Genomic DNA, 18,088 nt, shown 5'->3' with positions numbered 1-18,088 from the left:
GGCTATTCTCGCGCGAGCGATCCCACACGCGCACAGGGCGGTTCATGTTCAAGACCATCGAGTCCGAGATACTCAAGCAAAGCGTCCCGGCCGGGATCAGGGCCGAATTCCTCCAGCACGATTTCGAGCGACTCCACGGGCTCAGCCTGCTGATCTTTGCCGTGAGCGCCGCCATGTGGCTGCTCTTCGACCTCATCGTCAGCTTCCAGGCCGGCCAGGGTTTCACCTACGTCTCGGTGCTCTTCCTCGGTGTGTTCTTCCTCATCACCGTGGTGGCCAGCTTCGTACGCAAGGCGGTGCACTTCTACTGGCTCAACCTGGCCTTCGTCATCACCTTCAGCCTCGGCGCCCGCCTGGTGATCGACGGCTTGCCGGAGCCACTGCGCCCTGCCTGGCTGGTGATCGCGGCCGCCACGGTGCTCTACAGTGCCACCGCGATGCCGCTGAACAATCTCGCCTTCTATTCCGTGCTGGTAGTGACCTGGACCTTCCTCAACCCGTTGCTGGGCGATGTGCCGGCCCTGGACGCGCGGCGCAGCATGCTGGTCTGCTACCCGCTGTTCATCAGCGCGCTCTCGGTCTACATCTTCCACCACCTGAGCAAGGCCAAGCTGTACAACTACGCCATGGCCCGGCTGCTGCTGGACCAGGCCTATCTCGACGTGCTCACCGGCATCCCCAACCGACGCTCCTTCATGACCCGCGTCGGCCAGCGCCTGGGAGGCGACGGCGAGCAGCGCTACCTGGTGATGATCGACATCGATCACTTCAAGCGGGTCAACGACACCTACGGGCATGACATCGGCGACGAAGTGCTGACCCGCGTCGCGCGTGCCATCCAGCATGAAATGCAGGACTTCGAATTCGCCCGCCTGGGCGGCGAAGAGTTCGGCCTGTACCTGTGGGGGATCAGCGTGGAGGAGGCTCAGTCACGGGTCGAGCAGTTGCGCCGCGTGACCGCCGAGCTGCCCGGCACGCCCGGCGTCACCATCAGCCTGGGGCTGGCCCATCTCTCCGCCGATGGCACCCTCAGCCAGGCGCTGATCAAGGCCGACCAGGCCCTGTACGACGCCAAGCACAACGGGCGCAACCGGGTGACCTATTCGCCCTGATGACCACCCCGGGCAGAAACGAAAAAGGCCCGCAGATGCGGGCCTTGGCGTACTGGTGTCCCGGAGAGGGGTCGAACCTCCAACCTTCCCCTTAGGAGGGGGACGCTCTATCCAATTGAGCTACCGGGACAATCGGGTCGGCATGTTAACCACCGACAAGCGATTTGTCATGCCGCCGCCACCGTCGCGGTCCATAATTTCGCCGTCAGCCGGAGAATCACCATGACCACAGACGACGGCGCCCTGCCCGATTCCCCTTTCGCTACCTTCGATGTGCGCGTCGCCACGGCCGATGATGCGGCGGCGCTTGCTCCGCTGCTGCAGCAACTGGGTGCACGTGACCCACTGCCCGACACCGCTTTGCTCGCCCTCGCCCTGAGCGACCGGCAACCGTCACGAGTGACACTGATCGCCGAGCGCGACGGAGCCTTACTCGGCACCTGCACGCTGCACCTGATCGAACACATCGCCCACGGCTTCGCCCGCTCTGCAATCCTCGAGGACATGGTGGTGGACAGCCGCGCACGCGGCCAGGGCATCGGCCAGGCGCTGATCGGCCGGGCCGTGGAATGGGCGCGGGACTGGAAGTGCTACAAGCTGGCGCTCTCCAGCCACCAGGACCGGGAAATGGCGCACCGCTTCTATGCCGCGATGGGCTTCGCGCCCCACGGCGTCAGCCTGTCGCTGAGCCTGGACTGACCTCAGCTGGCCTGGGCATCCGGCGGGGCGAGCAGGTCCAGCAGGTGGCCCACCGTGACATCCAGGGACACCGAGTTGTCCAGTTCCACCAGCGGCCCGGGCAGGCCATCGGCGAAGTGCGCATTGCGCGCCAGGCGCTCCTCGATTTCCGCCAGCGTCTCCCGCCCACGCTGGAGCAGGCGCTGGCGCAGCACCTCGGAATCGACCTTCAGCAGCACTGCGATCAGTCGCGGATAGCGACGACGGGCCTCGGGCAGGTACTTGCGCGAGCCATTGACCAGCACGTCATGGCCGGTGGCAAGCCAGGCGTCTATCTCGCGGGGAATGCCGTAGTGCAGGCCATTGGCGCGCCAGCTCATGGCGAAGGCGCCGGAGCGCTCCAGCTCGGTGAATTCGTCGACGCTCACCGAATGCGCTTCTTCACCGCGTGCCTCTGCAGAACGGGTGATGACGCGCCGGACGATCCGGCAATCCATCGCGGCCAGCGGAACGCTGGCGGCCTGCAATACGCTGTCCTTGCCGGAACCCGAAGGGCCCATCAGGAAAATCAGTCTGCCTGGGGTCATGAAACTCTCGGTGCGCCGGCGGCTCGGCGCTACTTCAATTCTGATCCGCGGGGCGGATAATACTCCGAGCCTTGTGCGATATCAGTGAAATCCCGATATCGATGCCTGCCCTCCGCCACCGCTCCTGACTCTCCACCCAGCGCTGTGCCATCATGGCAATCCGCGACGAAGTGCCCTCATCAGGCTGCCCAACGGCAGGCAGGCGCACGGTACACATCGACTACGCTGACTGGAACGGGCACTTCGCCAGCTTTCCCTTCAATTCCCATCCAAAGAAGGGTCTGCCTAGGCGGTCTCATTTCGGACGATTGGTGCTGGCATTTAGCCTTCACCCGAGACACAATATGCCGAAGGTTTGACGTCAAGTTATTGGATATTTTTTCAAAAGCTTTGACGACGCGCTGAACGGCCACTGGAAATCGCTGTCAAAGGGCCTGAACGAACGCTGACCCATGGCATCGGCCTCCCTGACTTACAGGTTTAAAGTATGCGCCCATTGAAACAGGCAACCCCCACCTACTCCAGCCGTACCGCTGACAAGTTCGTCGTACGTCTGCCCGAAGGCATGCGTGAGCGTATCGCCGACGTCGCTCGCAGCCACCATCGCAGCATGAACTCCGAGATCATCGCGCGTCTCGAACAGAGCCTGCTGCAGGAAGGTGCGCTGCAGGACAACCTGGGCATCCGCCTGGACAGCCCGGAACTCAGCCTGCACGAACGCGAACTGCTGCAGCGCTTCCGCCAGCTGACCCATCGTCAGCAGAACGCCCTGATCGCCCTGATCGCGCACGATGCCGAGATGGCACAGAACGACGCCTGATTCGTTCGCGCCACCCGAAACAGCCGGCCTTGAGCCGGCTTTTTCTTGCCCGCGACTCACCGGTGCCGCATAACCACAGGCACAAAAAAGCCGCCTCGCGGGCGGCCTTTTCGGCAGGGCTGGCGTTACATCAGGAACAGCGTGGCCAGTCCGAGGAAGATGAAGAAGCCGCCGCTGTCGGTCATGGCGGTGATCATCACGCTGGAGCCCATGGCCGGGTCGCGCCCCAGGCGCAGCAGCGTCATCGGGATCAACACGCCCATCAGCGCGGCGAGCAGCAGGTTGAGCGTCATGGCGCCGGTCATGACCGCGCCCAGCTCCCAGTTGCCGTACAGGTAGAAGGCGACCAGACCGATCACTCCACCCCATACCAGGCCGTTCACCAGCGCTACGCCCAGCTCCTTGCGCAGCAGGCGGTTGGCACTGCTGGTCTGGATCTGATCCAGTGCCATGGCGCGGACAATCATGGTGATGGTCTGGTTGCCGGAGTTGCCACCGATGCCGGCCACGATGGGCATCAGCGCGGCCAGCGCCACCAGCTTCTCGATGGAGCCTTCGAACAGGCCGATCACCCGCGAGGCGATGAAGGCGGTGACCAGGTTGGTGGCCAGCCACGCCCAGCGGTTGCCGACCGACTTCCAGACCGAGGCGAAGATGTCTTCTTCCTCGCGCAGACCGGCCATGTTCAGGACTTCGCTTTCGCTTTCCTCACGGATCAGGTCGACCATCTCGTCGATGGTCAGACGGCCGATGAGCTTACCGTTCTTGTCCACCACAGGGGCGGAAATCAGGTCGTAACGTTCGAACGCCTGGGCGGCGTCATAGCCGTCCTCGTCGGGGGTGAAAGTCACCGGATCGGTGGCCATGACTTCAGCCACGTCCTTGTCCGGATCGTTCACCAGCAGGCGCTTGATCGGCAGCACGCCCTTGAGCACGCCGTCGTAGTCGACCACGAAGAGCTTGTCGGTATGGCCCGGCAGCTCCTTCAGTCGACGCAGGTAGCGCAGCACCACTTCCAGGCTGACGTCGTCGCGGATGGTGACCATCTCGAAGTCCATCAGCGCGCCGACCTGGTCTTCCTCGTAGGACAGCGCCGAACGCACACGCTCGCGTTGCTGCTGGTCGAGGCTTTCCATCAGCTCGTGGACCACATCGCGCGGCAGTTCCGGCGCGAGGTCCGCGAGTTCGTCGGCGTCCATGTCCCTGGCCGCAGCGAGGATCTCGTGATCGTCCATGTCGGCGATCAGGGTCTCTCGTACGGAGTCGGAGACTTCGAGGAGGATGTCGCCGTCGCGCTCGGCCTTGACCAGCTGCCAGACCGTCAGGCGGTCATCCAGCGGAAGGGATTCGAGAATGTGGGCGATGTCGGCCGGGTGCAGCTCTTCCAGCTTGCGCTGGAGTTCCGCCAGGTTCTGGCGGTGCACGAAGTTTTCGACGAGGTCTTGATGCTGGCCTTCCTGACGATGCGTCAGGTCTTCCACCAGCTTGTGCTTGTGCAGCAGGTCGACCACCTGGTTGAGGCGGTCCTGCAGGCTTTCCTGCGGCTTCTTGGCTTCTACTTCGGTCATAGCACGCTCCACCCCCAGTGGCAGAACGGGCCAGAGGGGATCAATACATCAGGTCGTGTGTACGCAATCGGGGTTCTGAGTAACTACTGGGTAAGTCCATGGTGGTGTCCCATGCGCCCATCGAGGGCAGATGCGGGAAATGATAACACTCCGGGGTGTATTAGGCGTTACAAAATGGCGGCCAGAACAATCGCTTGCGGGCGAAAGTTCACTGGCGAATCACTGCCCGGTTCGACGCCCGAAAGCTCCCACAGGACACCCGGCTCCGACTGACAATTTCCACTCCTAGGCTGCAGGCAGGCCCGCCATCACGGAGGAAACCATGCGCCTGTCCGCCCTGCTCTGCTCACTCCTGATTCCACTGGTTCCGACCAGTGAGGCGGCCTCGGTGTTCCGCTGCACTGCGGCCGACGGCAGCGTGCTGTTCAGTCAGTATGGCTGCCCCGCGGAAAGGCAGCAGGAAATCCAGGAAGCGAACAACCCCACGCCCGGCAGCGGCGAGCCGGTGCCGATGGCGATCCCGCAGGAGTCCACCCCACAGAAGCCGCTGGTGCGCAGCAAAGGCCAGGGCAAGGAAGCCGAGCGCGAGTCCGTCGTGGTCGTTGGTGAACAGCAGAACGGCTGCGGCAACCGCGTCACCGGCAGCGCACGACGCAAGGCGATCATCGAGGGGCGCGTGAGGACGGGAATGACGCGCGGCGACGTGGAGAGCGCCCTCGGGCGGCCGGACAGGACCAGCCAGCACAACGAGACGCTGCGCTATCACTACGAGGCGGACAAGAAGCACGGTGCACGCACCGTGACCTTCGATGAGGATGGTTGCGTGATGGGCAAGGCGAAGCGCTGATTACGCTGCCCATATTTTTCGAATGGAAAGTTTTTTGAAGGCAAAGAAAAAGGGCCTGCATTACTGCAGGCCCTTTTGTATATGGCGCACTCAGGAGGATTCGAACCTCCGACCGCTCGGTTCGTAGCCGAGTACTCTATCCAGCTGAGCTATGAGTGCGTCGTTGGCAAAGTTTAACCAGATTCACCAACTGGTTGCAGCTAATGGCTTTTCAGCCCTTTCGCCACTGAAGCCCCGCTCTCGCGTTGCCTCGTATATGGCGCACTCAGGAGGATTCGAACCTCCGACCGCTCGGTTCGTAGCCGAGTACTCTATCCAGCTGAGCTATGAGTGCGCTGATGAGGGCGCAAATTCTAGGGCGATTTTTCTGACCTGTCAACAAGATTTTTCAATCTTTTCAGTCACTTACGTAACCGGACAACTCATCGCACCAGAGGATGCAATGGCGGAGAGGGGGGGATTCGAACCCCCGACACCCTTTTGAGGTGTACTCCCTTAGCAGGGGAGCGCCTTCGGCCACTCGGCCACCTCTCCGCAACACGGGGCGCATGATATCCATGTTTTCCCCGTTTGCAAAGAAAAATTTTAGAAAAATTAATGGTTTGGTTCTTGGTCTTTCTCTTTCTGGATGCGCTGGTAGATTTCCTCACGGTGCACGGCAACTTCCTTCGGCGCATTCACACCGATACGCACCTGATTGCCTTTGACGCCCAGTACAGTCACGGTGACGTCATCACCGACCATCAGGGTCTCTCCGACCCGGCGTGTCAGAATCAGCATTCCTTTCTCCTTACGTGTTACGGGATAAGCAGTCTGCAAAAAAAGAAATGGTGGCAGATTCGTATAGATCAAGTGCGCGAATCCTTCACCCAAGTATTGACCAGTCCTGCCGGAAAGAAAGTTCCTGTCAGACAGTCAAAAACGACAAAAGGCGCGGGGTAGCCGCGCCTTTCGGTATATCCCGCCTTACTCGCCCTGTCGGGCCGGGGCGTCGAGTTCGAAAGCGGTGTGCAGGGCACGGACCGCCAACTCGAGGTATTTCTCTTCGATGACCACGGAAACCTTGATTTCCGAGGTGGAGATCATCTGGATGTTGATGGTCTCCTTGGCCAGGGCTTCGAACATGCGGCTGGCGACACCGGCGTGGGACCGCATGCCGACACCGACGATGGAAACCTTGGCGATGTTGGTGTCGCCAGTGGCTTCGCGCGCACCGATGGTGGTGGCGGTCTGCTTGAGGATTTCCAGGGCAGCCTGGTAGTCGTTGCGGTGCACGGTGAAGGTGAAGTCGGTGGTGTTATCGTGCGCGACGTTCTGCACGATCATGTCGACTTCTACATTGGCGGCACTGATCGGGCCGAGAATCTTGAAAGCAACGCCGGGGGTATCCGGTACGCCACGGATGGTCAGCTTGGCTTCGTCGCGGTTGAAGGCGATGCCGGAGATGATCGGCTGTTCCATGGATTCCTCTTCATCAAGGGTAATGAGGGTGCCCGGACCCTCCTGGAAGCTGTGCAGCACGCGCAGCGGGACGTTGTACTTGCCGGCGAATTCCACCGAGCGGATCTGTAGCACCTTGGAACCGAGGCTGGCCATTTCCAGCATCTCTTCGAAGGTGATCTTGTCCAGGCGACGCGCCTGCGGCACGACGCGCGGGTCGGTGGTGTAGACGCCATCGACGTCGGTGTAGATCTGGCACTCGTCGGCCTTCAGTGCCGCCGCCAAAGCTACGCCGGTAGTGTCGGAACCGCCACGGCCGAGGGTGGTGATGTTGCCCTGCTCGTCCACACCCTGGAAGCCGGCGACCACGACTACGCGGCCTGCTTTCAGATCTGCGCGAATGTTCGCATCGTCGATGCTCAGGATACGCGCCTTGGTGTGGGAACTGTCGGTCAGGATACGGACCTGGTTACCGGTGTAGGAAACCGCCGGCACGCCGCGCTTCATCAGCGCCATGCTCAGCAGGGCGATGGTCACTTGCTCGCCGGTGGAGACCATCACATCCAGCTCGCGCGGAATGGGCTGGTCCATGATCTGTTTCGCCAGACCAATCAGGCGGTTGGTCTCGCCGCTCATGGCGGACACCACCACGACGATGTCGTCGCCCGCTTCACGGAATTTCTTCACCTTCTCGGCTACCTGCTCGATTCTCTCGACGGTGCCGACGGAGGTCCCTCCAAACTTCTGTACGATCAAAGCCATTTCAAAAGCCGCCTGATTCCTGAAGGGCGCCCATTAAACATGCATCACCGCATGCTGCCAAGGCCCGCCGGACGCGCTGCGGGCCCCGTATTTCAGGGCCTTTAGAGGCCCTGTTCGACAAATTTCACTGCCAGCGCCAGAGCTTCGTCCAGCTTGCCGGCATCGACGCCACCGCCCTGGGCCATGTCCGGGCGACCACCGCCCTTCCCGCCCACGGCCGCCGCGGCCTGCTTCATCAGATCGCCCGCTTTCAGCCTGGCGGTCAGGTCCTGGGTCACGCCGGCAACCAGCACGACCTTCTCTTCGAACACGCCGCCCAGCAGGATCACGCCGCTGCCCAGCTTGTTCTTCAGCTGGTCGACCAGCGCCAGCAGCGCCTTGCCGTCCAGGCCATCAAGGCGCGAGGACAGCACCTTCACGCCACCGACGTCCACGGCAGAGCCCGCCAGATCGTCGCCGGCAGCGCTGGCAGCCTTGGCCTTCAGCTGTTCCAGCTCTTTCTCCAGCTGACGGTTGCGCTCGATCAGGCCGGAGAGCTTGTCCAGCAGGTTGTCGCGGCTGCCCTTGACCAGGCCGGCCGCTTCCTTGAGCTGCTCTTCGGCGCCGTTGAGGTAGGCCAGTGCAGCACCGCCAGTGACTGCTTCGATACGGCGCACGCCGGAAGCCACACCGCCTTCGCTGGTGATCTTGAACAGGCCGATGTCACCGGTGCGGGACACGTGGGTGCCGCCGCACAGCTCGACGGAGAACTTGCCGCCCATGCTCAGCACGCGGACCTGATCACCGTACTTCTCGCCGAACAGCGCCATGGCGCCCTTGTTCTTGGCGGACTCGATGTCGGTCTCTTCGGTCTCGACCTCGGAGTTCTTGCGGATTTCGCTGTTGACGATGTCTTCCAGCTGCTTCAGTTGCTCGGGCTTGATCGCCTCGAAGTGGCTGAAGTCGAAACGCAGGCGCTGGCTGTCGACCAGCGAGCCCTTCTGCTGGACATGATCGCCCAGCACCTGGCGCAGCGCGGCGTGCAGCAGGTGGGTAGCGGAGTGGTTCAGCGCAGTGGCCTGGCGCACGCCAGGCGCGACCTCGGCCTTCACGGCAGCGCCAACGGTCAGGCTGCCCTGGGCAACCACACCGTGGTGCAGGTGAGCGCCGCCAGCCTTGGTGGTGTCGCGCACGTCGAAGCGCACGCCGGCAGCCTCAAGGAAACCGCTGTCGCCAACCTGGCCGCCCGATTCGGCGTAGAACGGAGTCTGGTCGAGGACGACCACGCCCTCCTCGCCTTCGCCCAACTGCTCGACGGCCTTGCCGTCCTTGAACAGGGCGATGATCTGGCCGGCGCCGGAAACGCCCTGGTAGCCGAGGAAGCGGGTGTCGCCATCCACTTTCACCAGGCTGTTGTAGTCCATGCCGAAGGCGCTGGCGGAGCGGGCACGCTCGCGCTGGGCCTCCATCTCGCGCTCGAAGCCTTCCTCGTCGAGGGTCAGGCTGCGCTCGCGGGCGATGTCGTTGGTCAGGTCCACCGGGAAGCCATAGGTGTCGTACAGCTTGAACACCACGTTGCCGGGGATGACGCTGCCCTTGAGCTCGGACAGGTCCTGCTCGAGGATCTTCAGGCCCTGCTCCAGGGTCTTGGCGAACTGCTCTTCCTCGGTCTTGAGCACGCGCTCGATGTGCGCCTGCTGCTGCTTGAGCTCGACGAAGGCTTCGCCCATCTCGCCGACGAGGGCGGAGACGATCTTGTGGAAGAAGGTGCCCTTGGCGCCCAGCTTGTTACCGTGGCGGCAGGCGCGACGGATGATGCGGCGCAGCACGTAGCCACGGCCTTCGTTGGACGGCAGCACGCCGTCGGCGATCAGGAAGCCGCAGGAACGGATGTGGTCGGCAACGACTTTCAGCGACGGTGCGTCGTCGTTGGCGCAGCCGATGGCGTCGGCCGAAGCCTTCAGCAGGCTCTGGAACAGGTCGATCTCGTAGTTCGAGTGGACGTGCTGCAGCACGGCGCTGATCCGCTCAAGGCCCATGCCGGTGTCCACGCTCGGCGCCGGCAGCGGGTGCATGACGCCGTCCGCGGTGCGGTTGAACTGCATGAAGACGTTGTTCCAGATCTCGATGTAGCGGTCGCCGTCTTCTTCCGGCGAGCCGGGCGGGCCGCCCCAGATGTCGGCGCCGTGGTCGAAGAAGATCTCGGTGCACGGACCGCACGGACCGGTGTCGCCCATCGCCCAGAAGTTGTCCGAAGCGTAGGGAGCGCCCTTGTTGTCGCCGATGCGGACCATGCGCTCGGCGGGAATGCCGACTTCCTGGGTCCAGATGTCGTACGCCTCGTCATCGCTGGCATAGACGGTGACCCAGAGCTTTTCCTTGGGCAGGTTCAGCCACTTGTCCGAGGTCAGGAATTCCCAGGCGTAGGTGATGGCGTCACGCTTGAAATAGTCGCCGAAGCTGAAGTTGCCCAGCATTTCGAAGAAGGTGTGGTGGCGCGCGGTGTAACCGACGTTTTCCAGGTCGTTGTGCTTGCCGCCGGCACGCACGCACTTCTGGCTGGTGGTGGCGCGGGTGTAGGCGCGCTTTTCCAGGCCCAGGAAGCAATCCTTGAACTGGTTCATGCCTGCGTTGGTGAACAGCAGGGTCGGGTCGTTCGCCGGGATCAGCGAACTGGACGCTACGCGGGTGTGCCCCTTCTCTTCGAAGAAGCGGAGGAAGGCTTCACGGATTTCAGCGCTTTTCATAGGTTCTTCCACGGAAAAATGCGGCCACGAATCGCCGGCAAAGGGCCGCATTATATCGGCCCCGCATCAAGGTTGTAGTGTCTTTGCGCGATAGTTAACCCCTATCGCGCAATAATTTCTGTCAGGAACGACGAAAGGCGGCAAAAGCTTCGACGATACGCGGGATATCGGCGTTTTTCACATCCAGGTGGGTGACCAGCCGCAGGCGCGCCGCGGGGCTGACGCGAATGCCGCGTTCGGCCAGGTGCTCGCCCAGCGCGCCGGCCTGCTCGCCGATGCCGACGTAGACCATGTTGGTCTGCACCGGCTCGATGGCGTAGCCCAGTTCAGCCAGGCCACGGCCCAGCGCTTCAGCGTTGGCGTGGTCCTCGGCCAGGCGCTCGACCTGATGGTCCAGCGCATACAGCGCCGCCGCCGCGAGGCCACCGGCCTGACGCATGCCGCCGCCGACCATCTTGCGCAGGCGACGCGCGCGACCGATCAGCTCGGCATCGCCGCAGAGCACCGACCCCACCGGCGCGCCAAGGCCCTTGGACAAGCAAACAGAGACGGAGTCGAAGTGGCGGGTGATCTCGCTGGCATCAACGCCCAGCTTCACTGCCGCGTTGTACAGGCGCGCGCCGTCCAGGTGCAGCGCCAGGCCACGGCGGCGGGTCATTTCCCGTGCAGCGGCCAGATAGGTCAGCGGCAGGACCTTGCCCTGCATGGTGTTTTCCAGCGCCAGCAGGCGAGTGCGGGCGAAGTGGAAATCGTCCTGCTTTATTGCCGCCTCGACCTTGGCCAGGTCCAGCGAGCCGTCGGCTTCGCCATCGATGGGTTGCGGCTGGATCGAGCCCAGGACCGCGGCACCACCGCCTTCATATTTATAGGTGTGCGCCTGCTGGCCGACGATGTACTCGTCGCCCCGGCCGCAATGGGCCATCAGGCCGAGCAGGTTACTCATGGTGCCAGTGGGCACGAACAGCGCGGCGGCGAAGCCCAGGCGCTCGGCCAGGGTCGCTTCCAGGCGGTTCACCGTCGGGTCTTCGCCGTAGACGTCATCGCCCAGCTCGGCCCGCGCCATCGCCTCGCGCATGCCGGCGGTGGGCAGGGTCACGGTGTCGCTGCGAAGGTCGATGATGGACATGGCAAGGCTCCTCGGGCATCAGGCTCAAAGGGCCGATGCTAAGCGCTCGCCAGAGGGGAAACAAGGCGCGCGATGGGCGCGCGCCGGGGAGATCAGAGCTCGGTGGGAATGACCAGGATGCCGGCGCGCAGGCCGTTCTTCACCCGCGGGTTGGGGAAGATGATCCGCGCGCCCTGCTCTTCCACGATCCAGCGGGTGCCGCCGATGTCCTCGGCGAGCAGGAAGCCGTGGTCCAGCTCGGTGAAATTGTCCACCGCGTCGTCCAGGTGCAGGCGGAAGTGGTCGCTGTGCTTGATCACTTCGCGGGAGACCGCGAACAGTTGCAGGCCGTCGAGCTGTGCGCCGTCCGCTTCCTGGCCGCTGATCACGCCCTGCAGCATCGCTTCGAGGCGATCCAGGTTCACCGCCTGGTTCTGCCCGAACGGCCGCGCCTTGCCCAGTTCCAGGGTGAACGCCTCGGCGCCGAGCTGGCTGTAGGTGTAGGCGCTGAAGGTGATGCCCGGCTTGCTTTGCAGCAGCACCGCATCGATGCCGGCGCTGCGCAGGCGCGCCAGCTCGTCGCGGGAGTGCTCGCGACCGCTGGCCCAGGGGTAGAGCGCGAACTGCTCGATCTTCGAACCCCGGATGGCCGTGTGCAGGTCGTAGTGCAGGCGCGGGCGGCCCTCACGGGCGAAGAACGCGGCAGCCAGACGCTCCAGCTCCGACGCACGCAAGGCCTCGTTGCCGCTGCCCTCCTCGTGGCGACCGCAGAACAGGCGGTTGATGTCCTGTTCCAGGTAACGCTCGCCACGGCGCATGGCCTCGGGATTGCCGAGCAGGAACAGCACCCGCGACGCCGGCTTCAGCTCGCCACGGGCGATGCGGTGCACCAGTCGGTCGAGCAGTTCGATGGGGGCCGTCTCGTTGCCGTGGATACCTGCCGAGAGCAGCAGGTCGCGGCCATTGTCGCGCGCCACCGGCGGAGTGACTTCGAGGGCGCCTTCAGCCAGCCAGTGCAGACGGGTGCCGTCCGCGGTGAGCTGAATCTTTTCCGTCGGCTCACGGCCGGCGAGGGTCAGTTCGAGCAGTTTGCCCAGAGCTAGCATGCGGACGCCTCCATCATTCCCCGCGGCCGGAGCGGCCACGGACTCCGCGATCAGTGGTGATGGTCACATCCACAGTCTGGACCATGTTCGTGGACTTCGGCGGCTTCCAGCTCGAGGCTCAGGCCCAACTGGTTCACCGCCTGCGGGCGCACCACCAGCAGCGGGATCTCGGCGTCGTCCTCATGGGAGTCGGCGTAGATCGTAAGGCCGCCCTTGCCGTCGGCCTCCAGCCACAGCTCGCGCCCTTCCAGGCGGATGGCCAGGCGCGCGGTGTGGGTCTCGCGGCGCTCGCCCTTGTTGTCTTCGAGAATCAGCGGGAGGCTTTCGGTCATGTCAGTTACTCAAATCTGCTGGAAGGGATAAACCGAGCCCAGTTTAAGGATCTGGCTCAATTCATCCAACGCCGTCCGGCACTCGACGAGCAGTTGCGGATCGGCCAGGTCGGTTTCGGCCAGGCGATCGCGGTAATGCTTGTCGACCCAGGTGACCAGGGTGTCGTGCAGGGTCGGCGTCATGATCACGCCCGGATTGACCGCAGCCAGCTCGGCGTCGCTGAGCGCCACGCGCAGGCGCAGGCAGGCGGGGCCGCCGCCGTTCTGCATGCTCTGCTTGAGGTCAAACACCTTCACCTCGCGGATCGGGCCGTCCTCGGCGGTCAGACGCGAGAGGTATTGCCACACGCGCTCGTTCTTGCGGCACTCCTCCGGGACGATCAGCAGCATGTTGCCGTCGGCACGGGTGAGCAGCTGGCTGTTGAACAGGTAGGACTTCACCGCGTCCTCGACGGTGACCTGATCGCGCGGCACGCACACGGCGCGGAAGCGACCGCCACGGCGCCCCAGCTTGTCGTGCAGCTCGGCAAGCACGCGCTCGGTGTCGAGGAAGGCGTCTTCGTGGTGGAACAGCACTTCGCCATTACCGACCGCAATCACGTCGTTGTGGAACACGCCCTGGTCGATCACCGCCGGGTTCTGCTGGGCGTAGACCACGCCGTCATCGCTCAGGCCGTGCAGGCGGGCAACCGCCTGGCAGGCTTCCAGGGTCTGCCGCGCCGGGTAGCGCTGCGGCGCCGGGAAGCGGCTGTCGAAGGCGCTGCGACCGAACACGAAGAACTCGACGCCGGCCTCGCCATAGGACTTGCAGAAGCGCGTGTGGTTGGCCGCGCCCTCGTCGCCGAACTGGGCGACTGCCGGCAGCGCGGCGTGGTGGGCGAAGTGCTGCTCATCATTGAACATCGCCGCGAGGATACGGCTGGTCTGCGGATGTTCGATGGAGCGGTGGAACTTGCAGTTCAGGTTGGCGGCGGTGAAGTGCACGCGGCCATCGGCCGTGTCGGCACCGGGGCTGACGGTGGCGGCGTTGGCGGTCCACATGCAGGACGCCGAGCTGACGGCGGCGAGCAGCGGCATGGCCTCTTTCGCCGCCCTGGCGATCACTTCGGCGTCGCTGCCGGAGAAGCCCAGGGCGCGCAGCGAGGCAACGGCCGGACGCTCCTGCGGGGCGAACACGCCCTGCTTGAAGCCCATCTCCATCAGCGCCTTCATCTTCGACAGGCCCTGCTTCGCCGCTTCGCGCGGGTTGGACGCGGCCTGGCTATTGCTCTGCGAGGCGACGTTGCCGTAGGACAGGCCGCCGTAGTTGTGCGTCGGCCCGACCAGACCATCGACATTCAATTCAACAGCGGGCATTTCATAGGCGGTCATCACAGGCTCACTCCCGGAGTCAGGGTTGCAGGCAGGCTCAGGCTGTCGCTTTCCAGCGAGGCGACCGGGTACGCGCAGTAGTCGGCTGCGTAGTAGGCGCTCGGGCGGTGGTTGCCGGAGGCGCCGATGCCGCCGAACGGCGCGCTGCTGGCGGCGCCGGTCAGTTGCTTGTTCCAGTTGACGATGCCGGCGCGGCTCTCGATGAGGAAGTCCTCGTAGCGCTCGCGGGAATCCGACAGCAGGCCGGCGGCGAGGCCGTACTGGGTGGCGTTGGCTTCACGCACGGCGGCGTCGAAATCGGCATAGCGGATCACTTGCAGCAGCGGGCCGAAGAACTCTTCGTCCGGGCGCTCGCTGACGGCGCTCACGTCGAGGATGCCGGGAGTCAGCAGCGCGGCGGTGGCCAGCGGCTGGGTCATCGCCAGCAGCGGCTTGGCGCCCTTGGCCAGCAGTTGTTCCTGGGCCTTGATCAGGTGCTGCGCGGCGGCCAGCGAGATCACCGAGCCCATGAAGGGCGCCGGCTGCTCGTCGAAGGCGCCGACCTTGATGGTCGCGGCCACGGCCACCAGGCGCTCGATCAGCGCGTCGCCCCAGGCGCCCTGCGGGACCAGCAGGCGACGGGCGCAGGTGCAGCGCTGGCCGGCGGAAATGAAGGCGGACTGGATGATGGTATAGACGGCAGCATCCACGTCCTTCACTTCGTCGACGATCAACGGGTTATTGCCGCCCATTTCCAGCGCCAGGATTTTCTGCGGGCGACCGCCGAACTGGCTGTGCAGCAGGTTGCCGGTGCGGCTGGAGCCGGTGAAGAACAGGCCATCGATGTCGTCATTGCCCGCCAGAGCCACGCCGGTATCGCGGGCGCCCTGCACCAGGTTGATCACACCAGAGGGAATGCCCGACTCGATCCAGGCCTGCAGGGTCAGCTCGGCGACCTTGGGAGTCAGCTCGCTGGGCTTGAACACCACGGCATTGCCGGCCAGCAGGGCCGGCACGATGTGGCCGTTGGGCAGGTGGCCGGGGAAGTTGTACGGGCCGAACACGGCGACCACGCCATGAGGCTTGTGGCGCAGCACGGCGGTGGCGTCGGCCAGCGGGCCGCTCTTCTCGCCGGTACGCTCACGGAAGGCCTGGACCGAGATGGCGACCTTGTTGACCATGCTGGTCACCTCGGTGGCAGCTTCCCACAACGGCTTGCCGGTTTCCTCGCCGATGGCACGGGCCAGCTCCTCGGAACGGCCCTTGAGGGCAGCGGCAAAGCGCTCCAGCACGGCGATGCGCTCTTCCACCGGGCGACGGGCCCAGGCCGGGAAGGCACTGCGCGCGGCGGCGACGGCGGCAGCGACTTGCGACTCGGAAGCGGCGCGGCCGGACCAGACTACGTTCTGGCTGACCGGACACAGCGATTCCAGAGGCTCGCCTTCGCCCGCCAGCCACTGGCCGGCAATGTAGTGGGTATTCATCATCAGGCTCCCCTGACGCCGGGCGGCGTCAGTTGCGTTTTCCGGAGAGGGGCACCGCGCGGACCGAGGCCCCGGCGGACAGGCGCAGGCGCTTGGCGGTCTGCGCATCGACCACCAGCGAGCCGGCGGCCACGCGCGCCGGGGCCGCGGTGATACGGCACTCCTCGCGCTTGCGGTTGTGGATCAGGTAAGGCTCGGCGTCGTCGCCCGGCGTGCCGATCGCCAGCACCAGGTTCTGGCTGTCGGCAATGGCGCGGACCTTCTCGGTCGGCGCCTCGATGGCCGGACCGGCGTCGAAGATGTCGACGTAGCCCTGATAGCTGAAGCCCTCGGCCTTGAGCATGGCCAGCGCCGGCTCGGTATCGGAGTGCACGCGGCCGATCACCGAGCGTGCCTCTTCCGAGAGGAAGCAGGTGTAGAGCGGGAACTTGGGCATCAGTTCGGCGATGAAGGCCTTGTTGCCCACGCCGGTCAGGTAGTCGGCCTGGCTGAATTCCATCTTGAAGAAGTGCCGGCCCAGGCTTTCCCAGAACGGCGAACGCCCGGCGGCATCGGACATGCCGCGCATCTCGGCGATCACCTTGTCACCGAACAGTTCGCGGAACTCGGCGATGAACAGGAAGCGCGCCTTGGACAGCAGGCGACCGTTCAGGCCGGCGCGATGATCGGCATGCAGGAACAGCGAGCACAGTTCGGACTGCCCGGTGAGGTCGTTGGCCAGGAACAGCGTGGGAATCTCGCGGTGGATACCCAGCTCCTGGGAGGCGCTGACGGTGAGGCCGACACGGTAGTTGTACCAGGGCTCGCGCAGGCCGACTGCGCCGGCCACGGCGGAGATGCCGACGACCTTGCCTTCGTCGTTCTCCAGCACGAACAGGTAGTCGGCATCGGCGCGCTCGGCTTCGCCGCGGAAGGCCTTCTCGGCCCAGCTCACACGGTGCTGCAGGCGCTGCTCGTTGGCCGGCAGCGTGGTCAGGCCGGTGCCGGTGCTGCGCGCCAGGTCAAACAGAGCCGGCAGGTCGGCACTGGTTACGGGACGGACGATCATGCTCTCTCCCCTCAGATCGCAACCAGGCGCACGCTGGCGCCCTCGCCGATGCCCAGGGCATCGGCGGTTTCCTGATTCAGGGTGACGGGCTTGCCCGGCACCCAGTCGAGTTCGGCGACAATGGCGCGGAAATCCTGCAACTGGCCGTTGGTGACGAGGTAACCACGGTTACCCTTGCCGCCCTCGCCAATACGCACCGGCACCTGCCGGCTCTGCGCGATGGAGCGGATGTTCGAGGTGCGCGCATGCAGCGCCGGGCCGCCATCGAAGATGTCCACGTAGTTCTCGGACTCGAAGCCGTCGCGCATCAGGATGTCGAAGGTGATCTGCGCACGCGGATGCACCTGGCCCATCGCCTCCTGCGCCTCGTCTGGCAGCAGCGGCACATAGATCGGGTAGTGCGGCATCAGCTCGGCGAGGAAGGTGCGGCTCTTCAGCCCGGAAAGCTTCTCGGCCTCGGTGTAGTCGAGGTCGAAGAAGTTGCGACCGATGGCGTTCCAGAACGGCGACTGGCCCTGATCGTCGCTGTAGCCGACGATCTCCACGACCACCGCATCGGCGAAGCGCTCCGGATGGCTGGCCATGAACAGCAGGCGGCCACGGGAGTTGAGCTCGGCGATCGGCGTGTTCACCAGGTCGCGCTCGACGTAGAAGCTGGTCAGCAGGCTGTTGCCGGTGAGGTCATGGCACAGCGAGAGGACATGGATCTTGTTGTGGATCTTCAGCTCGCGGGAAGCGTGCACGAAGGTCTCGTTGCGGAAGCTGTAGAACGGCTCGGAGAAACCGGCCGAGGCGACAATGGCCGAGCAGCCGACGAGGCGGCCGGTCTCACTGTCCTCGAGCACGAAGAAGTAGCTCTCTTCACCGTTGAAGCTCACTTCGGCGGTAAACGAAGCCTCCGAGGCAAGTATCTTCTCGCGCAGGCGTTCCGCGTCGTCCGGCAGCGACGTGACGCCGACCGGGCTGTCCGCGGCGAGACGCTGCACTTGCTGCAGGTCGGCCACTTGGGCGGGGCGCATCACCAGCATGGCGTCACTCCTCTAACCAGACAAAAATTGTGATTCTTGGTTGATGAATCATGGGCGCGACACGGCCTGTGCCGCGCACATAGGGGCATTCGAAG

At 64.4% G+C, this 18,088-nt stretch carries 16 protein-coding genes and 4 tRNA genes; 4 read left to right on the top strand and 16 right to left on the bottom strand.

What is annotated here, in order from left to right; translation table 11 throughout:
* Positions 1 to 44 precede the first annotated feature (44 nt).
* Positions 45 to 1,112, top strand: coding sequence for a sensor domain-containing diguanylate cyclase (locus IB255_RS09865; RefSeq protein ID WP_192210149.1), 1,068 nt, complete (start codon positions 45 to 47; stop codon positions 1,110 to 1,112).
* Positions 1,113 to 1,165: 53 nt separating this feature from the next.
* Here the strand turns inward: IB255_RS09865 and IB255_RS09860 are convergent.
* Positions 1,166 to 1,242 (bottom strand) — tRNA-Arg (locus tag IB255_RS09860).
* Between the two features lie 92 nt (positions 1,243 to 1,334).
* Here IB255_RS09860 and IB255_RS09855 point away from each other — a divergent pair.
* Entirely contained in the window at positions 1,335 to 1,811 is a 477-nt protein-coding gene (locus tag IB255_RS09855; RefSeq protein WP_192210147.1) for a GNAT family N-acetyltransferase, read from the top strand.
* Between the two features lie 2 nt (positions 1,812 to 1,813).
* Here the strand turns inward: IB255_RS09855 and phnN are convergent, their stop codons facing one another.
* Positions 1,814 to 2,377, bottom strand: coding sequence for a phosphonate metabolism protein/1,5-bisphosphokinase (PRPP-forming) PhnN (phnN, locus tag IB255_RS09850; RefSeq protein WP_192210145.1), 564 nt, complete (start codon positions 2,375 to 2,377; stop codon positions 1,814 to 1,816).
* A 487-nt stretch (positions 2,378 to 2,864) separates the two neighbouring features.
* Between phnN and amrZ the strand changes: the two genes are divergently transcribed.
* Positions 2,865 to 3,197, top strand: a complete 333-nt coding sequence (gene amrZ / locus IB255_RS09845) for a transcriptional regulator AmrZ (protein ID WP_017517196.1) — start codon at positions 2,865 to 2,867, stop codon at positions 3,195 to 3,197.
* Positions 3,198 to 3,322: 125 nt separating this feature from the next.
* Here amrZ and mgtE read toward each other — a convergent pair whose 3' ends face one another.
* Positions 3,323 to 4,765 carry a magnesium transporter gene (mgtE, locus tag IB255_RS09840; protein ID WP_081517981.1) on the bottom strand — a complete coding sequence of 481 codons (1,443 nt, stop codon included), beginning with the start codon at positions 4,763 to 4,765 and terminating at the stop codon, positions 3,323 to 3,325.
* 322 nt (positions 4,766 to 5,087) lie between these two features.
* On the opposite strand from mgtE, the gene IB255_RS09835 reads away from it, so the two are divergent.
* On the top strand, positions 5,088 to 5,612 hold the full coding sequence (locus tag IB255_RS09835; protein ID WP_192210143.1) for a DUF4124 domain-containing protein: 525 nt from the start codon (positions 5,088 to 5,090) through the stop codon (positions 5,610 to 5,612).
* A gap of 82 nt (positions 5,613 to 5,694) precedes the next feature.
* Here IB255_RS09835 and IB255_RS09830 read toward each other — a convergent pair.
* From IB255_RS09830 to aruF, 13 genes are all read right to left on the bottom strand, one after another.
* Positions 5,695 to 5,771 (bottom strand) — tRNA-Arg (locus IB255_RS09830).
* 98 nt (positions 5,772 to 5,869) lie between these two features.
* Positions 5,870 to 5,946, bottom strand: a tRNA-Arg gene (locus tag IB255_RS09825).
* Between the two features lie 109 nt (positions 5,947 to 6,055).
* Positions 6,056 to 6,146: transfer RNA gene (locus IB255_RS09820), tRNA-Ser, on the bottom strand.
* Between the two features lie 60 nt (positions 6,147 to 6,206).
* Positions 6,207 to 6,392, bottom strand: a complete 186-nt coding sequence (gene csrA / locus IB255_RS09815) for a carbon storage regulator CsrA (protein ID WP_003085981.1) — start codon at positions 6,390 to 6,392, stop codon at positions 6,207 to 6,209.
* Between the two features lie 186 nt (positions 6,393 to 6,578).
* On the bottom strand, positions 6,579 to 7,814 hold the full coding sequence (locus tag IB255_RS09810) for an aspartate kinase (protein ID WP_081517979.1): 1,236 nt from the start codon (positions 7,812 to 7,814) through the stop codon (positions 6,579 to 6,581).
* A 101-nt stretch (positions 7,815 to 7,915) separates the two neighbouring features.
* A complete protein-coding gene (gene alaS, locus IB255_RS09805; RefSeq protein WP_192210141.1) occupies positions 7,916 to 10,540 on the bottom strand; it encodes an alanine--tRNA ligase in 2,625 nt (874 codons plus the stop codon).
* A gap of 121 nt (positions 10,541 to 10,661) precedes the next feature.
* A complete protein-coding gene (gene ltaE / locus IB255_RS09800) occupies positions 10,662 to 11,666 on the bottom strand; it encodes a low-specificity L-threonine aldolase (protein ID WP_192210139.1) in 1,005 nt (334 codons plus the stop codon).
* 92 nt (positions 11,667 to 11,758) lie between these two features.
* On the bottom strand, positions 11,759 to 12,751 hold the full coding sequence (gene astE, locus IB255_RS09795; protein ID WP_081517976.1) for a succinylglutamate desuccinylase: 993 nt from the start codon (positions 12,749 to 12,751) through the stop codon (positions 11,759 to 11,761).
* Between the two features lie 50 nt (positions 12,752 to 12,801).
* Positions 12,802 to 13,083 (bottom strand): GTPase, encoded by a 282-nt coding sequence (locus tag IB255_RS09790; protein ID WP_026078911.1) that lies wholly within the window; start codon positions 13,081 to 13,083, stop codon positions 12,802 to 12,804.
* A 9-nt stretch (positions 13,084 to 13,092) separates the two neighbouring features.
* Complete coding sequence (astB, locus tag IB255_RS09785; protein WP_192210357.1) at positions 13,093 to 14,439, bottom strand: N-succinylarginine dihydrolase; 1,347 nt, start codon at positions 14,437 to 14,439, stop codon at positions 13,093 to 13,095.
* Between the two features lie 14 nt (positions 14,440 to 14,453).
* Positions 14,454 to 15,920, bottom strand: coding sequence for a succinylglutamate-semialdehyde dehydrogenase (gene astD, locus IB255_RS09780; RefSeq protein WP_192210137.1), 1,467 nt, complete (start codon positions 15,918 to 15,920; stop codon positions 14,454 to 14,456).
* 25 nt (positions 15,921 to 15,945) lie between these two features.
* Positions 15,946 to 16,965 (bottom strand): arginine N-succinyltransferase, encoded by a 1,020-nt coding sequence (gene astA, locus IB255_RS09775; protein ID WP_081517973.1) that lies wholly within the window; start codon positions 16,963 to 16,965, stop codon positions 15,946 to 15,948.
* Positions 16,966 to 16,976: 11 nt separating this feature from the next.
* Positions 16,977 to 17,993, bottom strand: a complete 1,017-nt coding sequence (aruF, locus tag IB255_RS09770; RefSeq protein ID WP_081517972.1) for an arginine/ornithine succinyltransferase subunit alpha — start codon at positions 17,991 to 17,993, stop codon at positions 16,977 to 16,979.
* Between the last annotated feature and the right edge of the window lie 95 nt (positions 17,994 to 18,088).

Origin of the sequence: Pseudomonas sp. PDM22, assembly GCF_014851965.1 — a bacterium.
Classification (GTDB): Bacteria; Pseudomonadota; Gammaproteobacteria; order Pseudomonadales; family Pseudomonadaceae; genus Pseudomonas.
This window is presented reverse-complemented; position numbering and strand designations above follow the sequence as displayed.